At 35.5% G+C, this 15963-nt stretch carries 12 protein-coding genes, 9 tRNA genes, 3 rRNA genes and 1 other RNA gene; all 25 read right to left on the minus strand.

Annotated features, from left to right (window positions below; translation table 11 throughout):
* Positions 1–377: 377 nt before the first annotated feature.
* The gene (locus NT01CX_RS11605; RefSeq protein ID WP_011723228.1) at positions 378–1316 is read right to left on the minus strand and encodes a GNAT family N-acetyltransferase; all 939 of its coding nucleotides are present in this window, start codon (positions 1314–1316) and stop codon (positions 378–380) included.
* Positions 1317–1330: 14 nt separating this feature from the next.
* Positions 1331–2509, minus strand: coding sequence for an MFS transporter (locus NT01CX_RS11610; RefSeq protein ID WP_011723229.1), 1179 nt, complete (start codon positions 2507–2509; stop codon positions 1331–1333).
* 1 nt (position 2510) lies between these two features.
* Positions 2511–3227 carry a tRNA threonylcarbamoyladenosine dehydratase gene (locus tag NT01CX_RS11615; RefSeq protein WP_011723230.1) on the minus strand — a complete coding sequence of 239 codons (717 nt, stop codon included), beginning with the start codon at positions 3225–3227 and terminating at the stop codon, positions 2511–2513.
* Positions 3228–3400: 173 nt separating this feature from the next.
* Positions 3401–3586, minus strand: coding sequence for a hypothetical protein (locus tag NT01CX_RS11620; RefSeq protein WP_011723231.1), 186 nt, complete (start codon positions 3584–3586; stop codon positions 3401–3403).
* Positions 3587–3749: 163 nt separating this feature from the next.
* Positions 3750–3929: a hypothetical protein gene (locus NT01CX_RS11625; protein ID WP_011723232.1), complete on the minus strand. Its 180-nt coding sequence runs from the start codon at positions 3927–3929 to the stop codon at positions 3750–3752.
* 34 nt (positions 3930–3963) lie between these two features.
* A complete protein-coding gene (locus tag NT01CX_RS11630; protein ID WP_011723233.1) occupies positions 3964–4461 on the minus strand; it encodes an NAD(+) diphosphatase in 498 nt (165 codons plus the stop codon).
* A gap of 101 nt (positions 4462–4562) precedes the next feature.
* The gene (sfsA, locus tag NT01CX_RS11635) at positions 4563–5252 is read right to left on the minus strand and encodes a DNA/RNA nuclease SfsA (protein WP_011723234.1); all 690 of its coding nucleotides are present in this window, start codon (positions 5250–5252) and stop codon (positions 4563–4565) included.
* Between the two features lie 237 nt (positions 5253–5489).
* Positions 5490–5564 (minus strand) — tRNA-Glu (locus NT01CX_RS11640).
* A 53-nt stretch (positions 5565–5617) separates the two neighbouring features.
* Positions 5618–5692, minus strand: a tRNA-Gln gene (locus tag NT01CX_RS11645).
* A 6-nt stretch (positions 5693–5698) separates the two neighbouring features.
* Positions 5699–5775: transfer RNA gene (locus tag NT01CX_RS11650), tRNA-Arg, on the minus strand.
* 5 nt (positions 5776–5780) lie between these two features.
* A tRNA-Gly gene (locus tag NT01CX_RS11655) sits at positions 5781–5854 on the minus strand.
* A gap of 14 nt (positions 5855–5868) precedes the next feature.
* Positions 5869–5952, minus strand: a tRNA-Leu gene (locus NT01CX_RS11660).
* 17 nt (positions 5953–5969) lie between these two features.
* A tRNA-Glu gene (locus tag NT01CX_RS11665) sits at positions 5970–6044 on the minus strand.
* Positions 6045–6050: 6 nt separating this feature from the next.
* A 5S ribosomal RNA gene (gene rrf / locus NT01CX_RS11670) occupies positions 6051–6167 on the minus strand.
* A 35-nt stretch (positions 6168–6202) separates the two neighbouring features.
* Positions 6203–9107: ribosomal RNA gene (locus NT01CX_RS11675) — 23S ribosomal RNA — on the minus strand.
* A 127-nt stretch (positions 9108–9234) separates the two neighbouring features.
* Positions 9235–9311, minus strand: a tRNA-Ile gene (locus NT01CX_RS11680).
* A 3-nt stretch (positions 9312–9314) separates the two neighbouring features.
* A tRNA-Ala gene (locus tag NT01CX_RS11685) sits at positions 9315–9390 on the minus strand.
* 83 nt (positions 9391–9473) lie between these two features.
* A 16S ribosomal RNA gene (locus NT01CX_RS11690) occupies positions 9474–10986 on the minus strand.
* Together the 16S, 23S and 5S rRNA genes with 8 tRNA genes alongside form the textbook arrangement of a ribosomal RNA operon.
* Positions 10987–11393: 407 nt before the next feature.
* Positions 11394–12287 carry a hypothetical protein gene (locus tag NT01CX_RS11695; protein WP_011723235.1) on the minus strand — a complete coding sequence of 298 codons (894 nt, stop codon included), beginning with the start codon at positions 12285–12287 and terminating at the stop codon, positions 11394–11396.
* A 61-nt stretch (positions 12288–12348) separates the two neighbouring features.
* Positions 12349–12603, minus strand: a complete 255-nt coding sequence (locus NT01CX_RS11700) for a pro-sigmaK processing inhibitor BofA family protein (protein ID WP_011723236.1) — start codon at positions 12601–12603, stop codon at positions 12349–12351.
* A 124-nt stretch (positions 12604–12727) separates the two neighbouring features.
* Positions 12728–13324: a recombination mediator RecR gene (recR, locus tag NT01CX_RS11705; protein WP_039226842.1), complete on the minus strand. Its 597-nt coding sequence runs from the start codon at positions 13322–13324 to the stop codon at positions 12728–12730.
* A gap of 15 nt (positions 13325–13339) precedes the next feature.
* On the minus strand, positions 13340–13684 hold the full coding sequence (locus NT01CX_RS11710) for a YbaB/EbfC family nucleoid-associated protein (protein ID WP_011723238.1): 345 nt from the start codon (positions 13682–13684) through the stop codon (positions 13340–13342).
* Between the two features lie 81 nt (positions 13685–13765).
* Positions 13766–15385, minus strand: coding sequence for a DNA polymerase III subunit gamma/tau (dnaX, locus tag NT01CX_RS11715; RefSeq protein ID WP_011723239.1), 1620 nt, complete (start codon positions 15383–15385; stop codon positions 13766–13768).
* A gap of 124 nt (positions 15386–15509) precedes the next feature.
* Positions 15510–15773: signal recognition particle sRNA large type (ffs, locus tag NT01CX_RS12120), an RNA gene on the minus strand.
* Positions 15774–15777: 4 nt separating this feature from the next.
* Positions 15778–15867, minus strand: a tRNA-Ser gene (locus tag NT01CX_RS11720).
* Between the last annotated feature and the right edge of the window lie 96 nt (positions 15868–15963).

Genomic DNA, 15963 nt, shown 5'->3' on the forward strand with positions numbered 1-15963 from the left:
CTCAAATTTATTGACTGGTTTATTACCTATATTCTGTTTAATTTTCAAAGACCATTTTCTTTCGCCATCTCTTGACAGCTTATTCATTATATCAATTTGAAATCTCTTTGTCAACAACTTTTTTAAACTTTTTTAATTTCTTAAAATCATTTATTAAGTTGTTTCCTTGATTTCGTATCGTCTCTCGTGACGACAAGGAATATCTTATCAGAATAATAATTATCATGTTTTATACAATTTATTTATTATGACAAATTACAACTTTTTTTCTCCATGATTCTTCATTTTTCTTAAAATTTATATTATAGACACTCCAGGATAAGTATACATTAATAAAAATAATCCCAATAGCAAAATGCCATTGGGATTAAATATATTTATTCTTTTGTTATATAAAATATCTTGTGATCTCTCCATTTTCCATTAATAAATAAATACTTTTTACTAACTCCAACTTCCTCAAAACCACAACCTTTTAGTACACATTGAGACGGAATATTATCCACTAATGTACTTGCTTCTATTCTGTGTAAGTCCATATCATCAAAGGCATAATCTAAAACTAAATTTAAAGCTTCTTTCATATATCCATTCTTTTGATACTTCTCATCTATAGAATATCCAACAAAGGCATTGTGAAATACTCCTAAAACTATATTGCTAAGTTGAATTTTCCCAATAAACTTTTTATCTTTATATATTCCAAAGTTAACACTTGTACCATTTAAAAACTGTTTGTATCCTTCCATTAAAAGTTCTCTTTGACCCTTTAATGTATAAAAATCCGCATCTCTAGATGGTTCAAATGGTTTTAAATAATCTTTGTTTCTAACATAGTACTCGTATACATCTTTAGAATCCTCTGGTGTTAAAATCTTAAGCTCTATTCTATTTCCCCTAAGTCTAAATACATTTATATTATTACAATTTTTAAAGGTTTTAATATCGATGCCAAAAAGCAATTCATTTTCATATACACCATTATTAATTACACTATCTTGAATCATACCCTCTAGCATAAATCCAAGTTGTACAAATGGCGAAACATTTATATCTTCATTAGTTATAAAAGTCATTTTGTGAACTAATTGCTCTTTGCATATCTTATCTATGATCATAACAATTGATTGCTTTAAATGGTTTTCATACTTGTCATCTTTTTTGTAGAATTTCATTCTTATACAGCAATACTTATTTTCCTTGTTAAAATCTAATATATATATTCTACCCATATTAATTCCATATGTATCTTTTATAATATATTCTGTATTTTTCCCATTAGCTTTTATAATTTCAACACCATTTTGTTTAAACATTTTTCTCTCTCCTATTACCCTCTATCCGCTAAGCTTCTAGTATTTATATAAATTAAGAAAACACAAATAAGACATAATAATAAACATGTTGGCATTACATAATAAGTCTTATATACGCCTATGACATCGTTTAAAAATCCTATTAAAAGATTCATAACCATTCCTATAAAAGATCCTACAGTTACAACTAATCCAGTAATATAAGATACATTCTTCTTAAATACATGGCTTAAAGTTACAACCATTGTAGGAAATACTATAGCAAAGAATAATCCTGAAATTGATATTATAATTATACCACTTTCTCCTAACACTAATCCTGATAAATATAATATTAATGCAATAGCTACGGAAATTAAAACACTTTTAAAATATCCTATCTTTTCAACTACAAATCCTCCTAGCAGTCTTCCAATAGTTAACATTCCAAAGAATAATGCAGCATAAAATGAACATTTCTTTTCGTTAAATCCATAATTGTCATACATAAAGTTTACAAACCAAGCTCCTGTATTTTGTTCAGCAGCTATATAAAATCCTAGTGTTCCCATATAAAAATAAACTAACTTGTTAGTTAATATACTCTTGTAATCTATTTTTTCAGCTTTTGTAGTAGTTGTTGCACTTGGCATCTTTATAAATATAAATCCTACAAATATAACAGCTGATATTATTGCAATAATTAAATAAACTTGTCTCCAAGTCATTCCATTATATAACATAACCCCTGTTAATCTTTGAGTTATTGTTGCTCCAAGTCCATAGAAAAAATGTGTTAAATTCATTAAAACTGCCTGAAACCCAACAGCAATTAACGGAATCATAGTATTTACGCCTATGGCAATGAGAGCTTGCCCTGCATTTAATATAAATAAATTTAGCATATATATTGCAAAATTTTTAGATAAAAATAACCCTATTGGCGATAAAACTATCAATAAAAATCCTAATATAAAAACCTTTTTATGTCCTATATTTTCACTTAAAAATCCGCCTAGATATGTGAAAACCATATATCCTAGCGAACATGCTAAAAGTGTCCATGAAATTTCTTTATTGTTAACAGCAAAATCACTTTTAATAGCTGGTACAAAAGGTCCTCTTACGTTATCATACATAGCTACTAAAATCATCATTATAAAAACAAATACTATGGGAATAAACTTTTTTACTTCAATACTCTTCTTGGTCATATCATTCATCCTTTTTAATTAAATTTTTTACAACCTCTCCTGCAATAATAAGTCCTGCAACAGAAGGAACAAATGAAACACTACCTGGAGACTGTTTTCTCTCGTTTTTCTCTTCTTCTCTTATTTGTGGTTTTATTGGTAGTTCTTCAGAGTATACAACCTTTAAATGCTTTACATTTAATCTTTTTAATTCTCTTCTCATAACCTTAGCTAAGGGACAAACGTTGGTTTTATATATATCACTTACTTGTAACTTTGTTGGATCAAGTTTATTTCCTGTTCCCATGCTACTTATAAGCTTTATATTATTCTTTTCACACCAAACAGCTACTGCTATTTTTGAAGTTACAGTATCTATAGCATCGATTACATAGTCAGTATCTAAATCAATTAATTCCCCTAAATTATCTTGATTTATAAATACTTTATGTGATGTTACATTACATTCTGGATTAATATCTTTTATTCTATCTTCCATAACTTCTACTTTAGACTTTCCTATAGTACTTGTAGTAGCAATTATTTGTCTATTGATATTACTCTCATCTACAACATCTTTATCAACCAATACTATATTTCCAACACCGCTTCTTGCAATGCCTTCTGTAACAAATCCTCCTACTCCCCCAACACCTAATATAACCACTTTAGATTTCTTTAGTGTCTCGATATTATCTACTCCTAATATCTTTTCTGTTCTTATTAACCAATTTCCCATAAGTTCTTTTCATCCCCTATATGTTTTTTTGGTACCCACATACCTTTATTATACTAAAAAAACTGCGAATTATTTCGCAGTTTAAAAATTATTTAGCATTAAATATTATACACAATTTATTTTTACTATACAAATAAATTTATTTTCATTTATTTTATATTTTAATATTAGAACTAATTTCTGCCTATTACATCTATTACTTCATCAAACAATCCCTTGGTGCATTTTCCTCCTATAAAATTTTTACAATTAGAACAACTCTCGGAATTACTTAACATACTTAGTGATGCAATTGTATACTTAGGATTATAACCAACACAATTTTGTGCCACTATCATCTTCATACTATTAGATATCATATATTAACACCGCCTTAGAATGTTATTCTGTGTTAATACATATTTTGCCCTAAGGTCACTAAAAAATACACTACTACATTAAAATTTACTATAACCCATAAAATTATAAATTAATTTACTTTAGTATAAATAAAAAAAGATATAGAAAAATTATTCTATATCTTTAATAATAGTATTCATCATCATCGCATATAACTGATTCAGTTTCTCTACAATATCTTGTAATCAAACATTCTCCTAAATTTCTAGGACATCCCTTGCACATGCAATCAGTTACCTTTGTATCACATCTGTTATTTTTATATTCTGTGCATCTTTCACAGTTATTTTGAATAACTGACATACTTCATACCTCCAATATACAAAACACTTACAAATTAATTATATCCATCTTCATCTAAGATCTTTCTTATTACTCTTTTTCCTATTTTATCTTCTGTCATTTGTGGTAAAGCATCTTTTATATGAACCCAATTTACCCATTCCACTTCATCAGATTTTAATATTTCTCCATCTAAATAATCAGCTCTAAAGGTAAGCATAAGAAGTTCTGTTGGTTCTACAAAATCACTTCCCAAATATCTAACGTTATTCACCGTTATACCAGTTTCCTCTTTAACCTCACGTATAACTGTATCTTCTACTTCCTCTCCAATGTCTACGTATCCTGAAATTAACACTTTAGAATCCTTATATATGTAACTCTGTTTCATTAAAAGAACCTTATCTTCCTTTAATACAGCAACAACTATACAAGGTTTTGGCAACTCAAAAAACATTTTATCATCTACAGGACAATAAGGTACATACCCCTCATCCCAACTATCTCTAAGTTCTAGTTTGTTTCCACATATAGGACAAAATTTATAAATCATATCATTTACCCCCTAAAATAAGTGTTAACTTATAACTTAATTATAGTCTATTTACATTTATTAGTATAGTTAATTATATTAATGTAACACTTTTAATGAATTTATAGGATAATCTCAACAGGGTCTTTTATTTCTATATAATCCTCACCCACATTACAGTCATAACAAAAAATATCTACTCCCTTTTTATGTGCTAATGTTAAAGCTTCTGAAAACTTTTTATCCATTTCTTTATGTGGAGAAAATGTCTTTGCCCCGCTTAGTTGTACTAAAAATAAAATACCAGCTCCCATATGAGATTCCTTTATTTCTATAAGCTCTAAAATATGTTTAGTTCCTCTTTCTGTAGGTGCATCTGGGAACATACAGTTTCCCTTATCTTCAAGAGTAACTCCTTTAACTTCTAAATAGTATTTATTGTTACTATCATCCCATAGTTTAAAATCAAATCTACTATTTCCAAATGTCTGCTCTCTTTTTATATTATTAAATTTTACTAGAGGTTGTATTTTTTTATTTTTTAAAGCTTCTTCCACAACAGCATTAGGAACTTGAGAATCAATATTTATTAATTTATCATTCTTATATGCTGCAATTAAATCATACTTTGTTTTTCTATTAGGATTTGTTCCCTCTCTTAATACAACCGTTGTATCTGGTATTAAAATTTCTCTACATCTTCCCGTATTAGGAACATGAACTTTTACTTCTTCATTATTTAAATATACATAAGCTACAAATCTATTGGGTCTTTTTATAAACTTTGCTGTTAAAACATTATTTATTTTCATTCCGTTCCCCTCAATTCATATTAATTTTTAAGTTACACAGTCTTTTTATTTATCAGTATATAAGCTTAATAAGATTTATATACTTTATCCACAATAATTAATATTCTTTTATAGCTATATTATTAATTCACTTTCCACAACAATTATAAAAAGTTATCAACAATGTGTATAACTTTTATATATATTTCTTTACGCAAATAAAAAATCATGCTTCTATAAAATTTAAAAGCATGATTTTGGTAGCTTCTAGGGGAATTGAACCCCTGATCCCGCCTTGAGAGGGCGATGTCTTAACCTCTTGACCAAGAAGCCATAATTATATTTAACTGTGCAAAAAAGTTCTTTAATAAAAGAACTTAAAAAACTGGCTGGGATAGCAGGATTCGAACCTACGCATGTAGCAGTCAAAGTGCTATGCCTTACCGCTTGGCGATATCCCAATAATATGGTGCGTCTTAAGAGATTCGAACTCCTGGCCCACGCCTTAGAAGGGCGTTGCTCTATCCAGCTGAGCTAAAGACGCAATTTTGGAGCGGGTAAGGGGAATCGAACCCCTGTGTTCAGCTTGGAAGGCTGACGTTCTACCATTGAACCATACCCGCGTATAAAATATAAATGGTGCAGGTGAAGGGAGTCGAACCCCCATGCCAAAGGCGCTAGATCCTAAGTCTAGTGCGTCTGCCAATTCCGCCACACCTGCACATATAAGTTTTTAAATGGTGACTCCTAGGGGAATCGAACCCCTGTTACCACCGTGAAAGGGTGGTGTCTTAACCGCTTGACCAAGGAGCCAAAGAGACCTGGCGACGACCTACTCTTCCACACCGTCTCCAGTGCAGTACCATCGGCGCTTTGAAGCTTAACCATCGTGTTCGGTATGGGAACGGGTGTTACCTTCAAGCCATAATCACCAGATTGTTCTTTCAAAATTGCACAGTGATAATAATTATTTGATCAAGCCCTCGACCTATTAGTATTGGTCAGCTGAATACATTACTGTACTTACACCTCCAACCTATCAACCTGATAGTCTTTCAGGGGTCTTACTAGCTTACGCTATGGGAAATCTAATCTTGAGGTGGGCTTCACGCTTAGATGCTTTCAGCGTTTATCCCTTCCCAACATAGCTACCCAGCTGTGCTCCTGGCGGAACAACTGGTGCACCAGAGGTTGGTCCATCCCGGTCCTCTCGTACTAAGGACAGCTCCTCTCAAATTTCCTACGCCCACGGCGGATAGGGACCGAACTGTCTCACGACGTTCTGAACCCAGCTCGCGTGCCGCTTTAATGGGCGAACAGCCCAACCCTTGGGACCGACTACAGCCCCAGGATGCGACGAGCCGACATCGAGGTGCCAAACCTCCCCGTCGATGTGGACTCTTGGGGGAGATCAGCCTGTTATCCCCGAGGTAGCTTTTATCCGTTGAGCGATGGCCCTTCCATACAGAACCACCGGATCACTAAGCCCGACTTTCGTCCCTGCTCCACCTGTATGTGTCGCAGTCAGGCTCCCTTCTGCCTTTGCACTCTACGCGCGATTTCCGACCGCGCTGAGGGAACCTTTGGGCGCCTCCGTTACCTTTTAGGAGGCGACCGCCCCAGTCAAACTGCCCACCTAGCAATGTCCTGTGACCAGATTCATGGCCTCCAGTTAGAATTCCAGTACTATCAGGGTGGTATCCCAAGGATGACTCCACCAAAGCTGACGCCCTGGCTTCTAAGTCTCCCACCTATCCTGTACAGACAATACCGAAATTCAATGCTAAGCTACAGTAAAGCTCTACGGGGTCTTTCCGTCCAACCGCGGGTAGCAAGCATCTTCACTTGCACTACAATTTCACCGGATTTACTGCCGAGACAGTGCTCAAATCATTACGCCATTCGTGCGGGTCGGAACTTACCCGACAAGGAATTTCGCTACCTTAGGACCGTTATAGTTACGGCCGCCGTTTACTGGGGCTTAAGTTCATAGCTTCGCTTGCGCTAACTATTCCCCTTAACCTTCCAGCACCGGGCAGGCGTCAGCCCCTATACATCAGCTTACGCTTTAGCAGAGACCTGTGTTTTTGATAAACAGTTGCTTGAGCCTATTCACTGCGGCCTACTCTCGTAGGCACCCCTTCTCCCTAAGTTACGGGGTTAATTTGCCGAGTTCCTTAGCAGTAATTCTTCCGACGACCTTAGGATTCTCTCCTCATCTACCTGTGTCGGTTTGCGGTACGGGCACCATTTTGCTCCATAGAGACTTTTCTTGGCAGCGTGGAATCAGATACTTCGTCAAAAATGACTCCCCATCACACCTTAGGCTTAATGTTAAGCGGATTTGCCTACTTAACACCCTAAGTGCTTAGACGCACATCCAATAGTGCGCACATCCTATCCTCCTGCGTCATCCCATTTGTCAAACGCATTATGGTGGTACTGGAATATCAACCAGTTGTCCATCACCTACGCCTTTCGGCCTTGGCTTAGGTCCCGACTAACCCTGGGAGGACGAGCCTTCCCCAGGAAACCTTAGATATTCGGTCAACAAGATTCTCACTTGTTTTTCGCTACTTATGCCAGCATTCTCACTTCTGTACTGTCCACCACTCCTTACGGTATGGCTTCAACCTGTACAGAAAGCTCCTCTACCACGTATACAAAGTATACATCCATAGCTTCGGTGGTAAGTTTGAGCCCCGTTACATCTTCGGCGCAGGATCTCTCGACTAGTGAGCTATTACGCACTCTTTAAATGAGTGGCTGCTTCTAAGCCAACATCCTAGTTGTCTTAGAAATCCCACATCCTTTCCCACTTAACTTACACTTTGGGACCTTAGCTGATGGTCTGGGCTGTTTCCCTTTTGACCACGGATCTTATCATTCGTAGTCTGACTGCCGGGGTACAAGTATATGGCATTCGGAGTTTGATAGGGTTCAGTAACTGTTGTCAGCCCCTAGCCCATTCAGTGCTCTACCTCCACTACTTAATTACCCGACGCTAGCCCTAAAGCTATTTCGAGGAGAACCAGCTATCTCCGAGTTCGATTGGAATTTCTCCGCTATCCACAGCTCATCCCATGGCTTTTCAACGCCAACGTGGTTCGGACCTCCACGGAATTTTACTTCCGCTTCATCCTGGCCATGGATAGGTCACCCGGTTTCGGGTCTACAATATGCAACTAGTTGCCCTGTTCAGACTCGGTTTCCCTTCGGCTCCACACCATAAGTGCTTAACCTTGCTGCACATCGTAACTCGCTGGCCCGTTCTACAAAAAGTACGCCGTCACACTTTAATGTGCTCCGACCGATTGTAGGCACACGGTTTCAGATTCTATTTCACTCCCCTCCCGGGGTTCTTTTCACCTTTCCCTCACGGTACTGCTTCACTATCGGTCACTAGGTAGTATTTAGCCTTGGGAGATGGTCCTCCCAGCTTCCCACAAGGTTTCACGTGTCTCGTGGTACTCTGGAGTAGATCTACTTTTTTTTCCTTTTCGCTTACAGGGCTATTACCTTCTATGGCGGAGCCTTCCAGCTCTCTTCAACTAAAGAAATCAAAGCGTTGTGATCTATCCGCAACCCCAGGAACAAGTTCCTGGTTTGGGCTCTTCCCCTTTCGCTCGCCGCTACTTAGGGAATCGAATTTTCTTTCTCTTCCTCTGGGTACTTAGATGTTTCAGTTCCCCAGGTGTACCTCCATATACCTATGTATTCAGTATACAGTATCTAGCAAAGCTAGATGGGTTTCCCCATTCGGAAATCTACATATCACAGGCTATGTGCGCCTACATGTAGCTTATCGCAGCTTATCACGTCCTTCATCGGCTCCTAGTGCCAGGGCATTCACCGTGCGCCCTTTGTAGCTTGATCTATCATCATCTACTAATTTTCATTAGTGTCTAGGTTTAGATTATTTCTAATCTTATTAATTCGTTTCTTTATCACTGTGCAATTTTCAAAGAACAATTCACTTAATTGAGATATTCAATTAAGAAAGTGGTGGGTCTAAATGGACTCGAACCATCGACCTCACGCTTATCAGGCGTGCGCTCTAACCAGCTGAGCTATAGACCCATGTGGTGGAGATAAAGAGATTCGAACTCTTGACCCCCTGCGTGCAAGGCAGGTGCTCTCCCAACTGAGCTATACCCCCACATTTGTAATGAAAGACTTAGTCTTTCAAAATTAAACAGAATCAGGTTTCCAGTCTGGAAGCTTTGCTTCCATTCTCCCTAGAAAGGAGGTGATCCAGCCGCAGGTTCTCCTACGGCTACCTTGTTACGACTTCACCCCAATCACCAATCCCACCTTCGACCGCTGGCTCCTTACGGTTACCTCACGGGCTTCGGGTGTTACCGGCTCTCATGGTGTGACGGGCGGTGTGTACAAGACCCGGGAACGTATTCACCGCGACATGCTGATTCGCGATTACTAGCAACTCCAACTTCATGTAGGCGAGTTTCAGCCTACAATCCGAACTGGGACTGGCTTTCAAGTTTTGCTCCCCCTCGCGGGATTGCTGCTCGTTGTACCAGCCATTGTAGCACGTGTGTAGCCCTAGACATAAGGGGCATGATGATTTGACGTCATCCCCACCTTCCTCCACGTTAACCGCGGCAGTCTCGTTAGAGTGCTTAACTTAATAGTAGCAACTAACAATAAGGGTTGCGCTCGTTGCGGGACTTAACCCAACATCTCACGACACGAGCTGACGACAACCATGCACCACCTGTCTTCCTGTCCCCGAAGGGACTTCCTCAGTTACGAGTAATTCAGGAGATGTCAAGTCTAGGTAAGGTTCTTCGCGTTGCTTCGAATTAAACCACATGCTCCGCTGCTTGTGCGGGTCCCCGTCAATTCCTTTGAGTTTTAATCTTGCGACCGTACTCCCCAGGCGGAATACTTAATGCGTTTGCTGCGGCACCGAGGGTGGTACCCCCCGACACCTAGTATTCATCGTTTACGGCGTGGACTACCAGGGTATCTAATCCTGTTTGCTACCCACGCTTTCGTATCTCAGTGTCAGTTACAGTCCAGAAAGTCGCCTTCGCCACTGGTGTTCTTCCTAATCTCTACGCATTTCACCGCTACACTAGGAATTCCACTTTCCTCTCCTGCACTCTAGACACCCAGTATCAAATGCAGCTCCCAGGTTAAGCCCGGGAATTTCACATCTGACTTAAATGCCCACCTACATACTCTTTACGCCCAGTAAATCCGGACAACGCTTGCCACCTACGTATTACCGCGGCTGCTGGCACGTAGTTAGCCGTGGCTTCCTCATTAGGTACCGTCATTATCGTCCCTAATGACAGAGTTTTACGATCCGAAAACCTTCATCACTCACGCGGCGTTGCTGCGTCAGGGTTTCCCCCATTGCGCAATATTCCCCACTGCTGCCTCCCGTAGGAGTCTGGACCGTGTCTCAGTTCCAATGTGGCCGATCACCCTCTCAGGTCGGCTACGCATCGTTGCCTTGGTGAGCCGTTACCTCACCAACTAGCTAATGCGCCGCGGGTCCATCTCAAAGCGGATTGCTCCTTTGATTATTTTACGATGCCGTAAAATAATGTTATGCGGTATTAATCTCCCTTTCGGGAGGCTATCCCACTCTTTGAGGCAGGTTACCCACGTGTTACTCACCCGTCCGCCGCTAATCCACTTCCCGAAGGAAGCTTCATCGCTCGACTTGCATGTGTTAGGCACGCCGCCAGCGTTCGTCCTGAGCCAGGATCAAACTCTCAATTTAAAAGTTTAATCTTACTCAAATTTATTGACTGGTTTATTACCTATATTCTGTTTAATTTTCAAAGACCATTCTCTTTCGCCATCTCTCGACGGCTTATTCATTATATCAATTTAAAAAATCTTTGTCAATAACTTTTTTAAAACTTTTTTAACTTTTTTAAGTTAATTTGTTTTATTAAGTTTTGACTAATTTAATTTGTCGTTTCTCTCAACGACAAGGAATATACTATCACAAAAATACAATACAATATTGAACTATATTCTTATATTCGTAAAATAAATTTAAAATACTTTTCATTACTTATTTTCTCTTAATTTTTTTGTATGTGACACACCTGGTTGCGTAATTGGAGAAGCATAAAAATAAGCCAAGAAAATTTACCTTTCTCAGCTTATTTTTACTGTTATTTATTTCTTTTTAGGATACTCTTCTGTAAATTTTTCTCCCATATAATCTTCAATTACAATTTCAAACCTATTATTGATAGCATTATTCTCATCTTTTTTAATCCTTAAATTATAATTTAATTTTTCTATCTTACCATCATCTTTTTCTATTAAATTATTATTTTTATCATATATAGGTACTTCTTTTATATTATTATTCTTTAAGCTCTTCCCTTGTGAATAGATATTTATAGTGTCCTTTAATGTATTATTTGAATATACATTAACTAGTATGTTTCTAATTTTAAATTTTTCTTGTGATTTATAGTTATTATCTATGTTAACATCCAGTCTTACATTGTCCTTATCATCTGCATTAGTATTTTCAAAAATGTGAGTTGAAATTCTATTTTTTATTTCATTTTTAAAATAAACATACAGAAGTTCTTCACTTCTTGATCTTACAGGTCCTTCTGCTAATATTTTAAATCTATAATCTTCGTTATAAGGTAATTTTAATGTTTTACTAAATTTAAGACCATAAGATATATCTAACGGAACCTTATTCCACTCAATTTCATCTGAAGTTGTTTTGCCAACTTTACCATACAAAAGATATAACTTAGAGTTATTCTCTAATTCCTTTAAGTTACCATATATCATAATGGTAATATTTTTATAATCCTTATCTAACTCCAATACCTTATAATCCTTATTTGTAATCCAATCTTGTTTTGAATTTATTTTATTTACATTTTCCGAAAGCTCATCAATGCTTCGTTCTAAATAATTTAACTTATTAAAATTTCTATTTATATCTTCAGTTATATTATTAAATCTTATTACAGTAATAATATTAAAGATTATAAATACACCTAAAAATATACCTACTACCTTGCTTATTTTCTTGTTCATATAATTATAAAATTCACCTCATTTCAACTAAAAATTTTAGATTTAAACTATTATACACCATTTATAAATACATTTTAAATATTACTAGGAATATAACTCCTGGTATTCCAAAGAAACCTGCGATTAGGGCAGACCAAGCATTAATAGCTATTGATATTCCTATTTGTGACCCTATTAAATTTACAACAAATAAAAGAACAGCTCCTAAAACTCCATTTACAATAAGTTTATATAGAACCTTTATAGGCCAGGATAATAGTTTTACAACTAAATACAACAATATAATACCAACTATAAAACTTCCTATGTATTCCATAACATACCTCCCCTTATATATTATTATACATTTATATTATACTGGTTTAAATGTAATATGATTAATATTAGGTTAAAAAATAAACTTCTATTTTAAAATAAAATAGAAGTTTTAATATTTATCACTATAATTCTACTCTTCCTTCTAACGCTTTAGATAGGGTAACTTCATCAGCATATTCTAGATCTCCACCAACTGGTACCCCATGTGCAATTCTTGTTACCTTTACACCTAAAGGTTTTAGAATCTTTGATATATACATGGCTGTAGCTTCTCCTTCTACATTTGGATTTGTTGCTACAATAACCTCTTTTACATTTTCATTAATTCTTCTTATAAGTCCTTTTAGATTAATATCTTCTGGACCCTTACCAGACATTGGCGATATTACCCCATGAAGTACATGATAGGTTCCATTGTATTCTCTTATTTTTTCTAAAGACATTATATCTTTAGGCTGTTCAATTACACATATTATGCTTTCATCTCTGTTAGGATTTGAACATATAGCACAAGGATCACTATCTGTATAGTTTCCACAAATAGAACAATATTTTATAGTTCCTCTTGCTTTAACTAAAGCATTTGCAAATTCTCTAACTTCATCACTAGGAAGATTTAAAACATGTAATGTTAATCTTTGAGCAGTTTTGTACCCGATACCAGGTAATTTTGCAAACTCCTCTATTAATTTTTCTATAGCTACAGGATAAAAATCCAATTCATTCACCTCGGCCTAGAACATTCCAGGCATGTTTAATCCACCTGTTAGTTTTTTCATTTCATTTGCTGTTTCTTCATCAGCTGTTTTTAACGCTTGATTACATGCAGCTAATATTAAATCTTGTAACATTTCAACATCATCTGGATCAACAACGTCTGGTTCTATATTTATGCTTAATATTTCTTTCTTTCCATTTGCTTTAACTGTAACAGCACCGCCACCTGCTGATGCAACAAATTCTTTTTCTTCAAGTTCACCTTGAACTTTTTGCATTTGTTGTTGCATTTTTTGTGCTTGTTTCATTAAATTATTTATATTCATTCCTCCGCCCATTCCTGGGAATCCACCTCTTGCCATGTTACTACCTCCTGTATTTCATTTATTTTTTTCTATTCTATAGTCTTTTTTCTAATACTTCTTATTTTATCATTTAGTAATTTATTCATCAATTATTTCTACTAAATCTTCTCCAAATGCCTCTTTTAATATATCTTCAGGAGATTTTTTCTCCTCTTTTTTGTCTACAATATATTTTATTCTTATGTTGTCTTTTAGTTCTTCTGAAAAGATTTCTTCTATTACTTTTCTATTTTCTTCTTTTTCAAGCCTTCTTATGTTAAATGAATATTGAGGATCATACTTTATTGTTATTATGCCTCTACTACAATCTTCTACTTTTCCTGTTACTAAGGATGCGTAAAGTACCATATGTCTTCTTGCTTTAAAAATCTCAAGTATATCTTTCCATGATTTTTTAACATCATCTAATGTAGTTTTTGAATCCTCATTTCCTTCTTCTACATTAGTATCCTTTATAACTTGATTTTTGTGTTGGATTGTTTTACTTTGACTATTTAATTTAGGTTTTTCTACACTACTTGTAGTCTTAGTGTTTACTGTTATATTTCCTTCTTTTATAGCTTTTTCTAAGTTATTTATTCTAGATAATAGTACTTCCTTTGATGTATCATATTCTATTTTACACATTTTTATTACTGCAAGTTCTAAGTATATTCTTCCTTGTTTACTCCACTTTGATTGTTCTTCACATTCTTGAAGTATTCTTATACATCTCATTATTTCTTCTATTCTAATTTTATTTGCTTGTTCTTTTAGAAAGTTTATATTTTCTTCAGACATATCAAGTACATCTTCTGGCTTTTGAGTTACTTTTGCCATCATTAAATTTCTCATATGATGAATCATATCTTTTATAAATAAATTTATATCTTTTCCTGCGTAAACTACATCATCTATAATTCTAATTGAGTTTTCAACATCTTTATCTATTATTGTGTTTGTAAGTTTTATTAAATTTTCATTTGTAACAAGACCTAACATATTTATTACTTGTTCATAATCAACCTTACCATTTCCCATGGATATTGCCTGATCGAGTATACTTAACGCATCTCTCATAGCACCATCTGACATTCTTGCTATAAGTTTTAAGCTTTTATTGTCACCGAAAATCCCTTGTTCCTTTGTTATTTTTATTAGTCTACCTAATATATCGTCACTTTTTATTCTTTTAAAATCAAACCTTTGACATCTTGATAATATGGTTATAGGTAATTTTTGCGGATCTGTTGTTGCAAGTATAAATATCACGTTTTCTGGTGGTTCTTCTAATGTCTTTAGAAAGGCATTTACTGCACCTTGAGTTAACATATGGGCTTCGTCCATTATATATACCTTATATCTTCCCTCTTGTGGTGGATATTTAACTTCTTCTATAAGATCTCTAATATCATCTACTTTGTTATGTGATGCAGCATCCATTTCAGATACATCTATTGAAAGTCCTGCACTTATTTTTTTGCACATCTCACACTCATTACATGGTTCTCCATCTTGGGGATTTAAACAATTAACTGCCTTTGAAAATATCTTTGCAGTAGAGGTCTTTCCTGTTCCTCTCGTACCACAAAAAAGGTATGCATGTGCTATTCTGTTGTTTTTCATTTGATTTTTTAATGTTAAAGTTATGTGTTCTTGACCTACAACTTCATCAAAAGTTTGAGGTCTCCATTCTCTATATAAAGCAGTATACCCCACTATAACACCTCTTATCTATTTAAACGATATTCTAGTTATTTACTAAATATTATATCATACTAATTTATAATTTTTTATATAAAAAAAAGACGCTTAAACTGCGTCTTAGTATCCATTTTTAAAGTCGTGCACCTCGCATTGACAGTAAAACAGAAGCGTTACTTATATAGTTAACTCAAACCAGGTTTACCTACGGCACATAGGAGTTCTCACTTACCGCTGCTTCCTTCCGGACCTGACGGGGTTCATGAGTTCCTATTGCGTAGGGCCCAATTCTCAACGCCACTTATATAAGCCAGACCTCCCATTTTAAAGCCTCAACGAGGAATTCAACCCTGCTATAGCGGATTGCAGGTACAGGACACCGCTAACTTCCCGTCTAGCACGACAATTGGCGGAGAAAGAGGGATTCGAACCCTCGGTAGAGTTTCCCCTACACACGCGTTCCAGGCGTGCTCCTTCAACCTCTCGGACATCTCTCCATAAGATATTGCTATTATATTATTATATTAAGCAAAGACTATTATACTATTTATTAATATTTATTTCAATAGATATAATTTTTTAACCTTAATAAC

It is taken from the genome of Clostridium novyi NT (assembly GCF_000014125.1).
In the GTDB taxonomy this organism is placed as follows: Bacteria; Bacillota; Clostridia; order Clostridiales; family Clostridiaceae; genus Clostridium_H; species Clostridium_H novyi.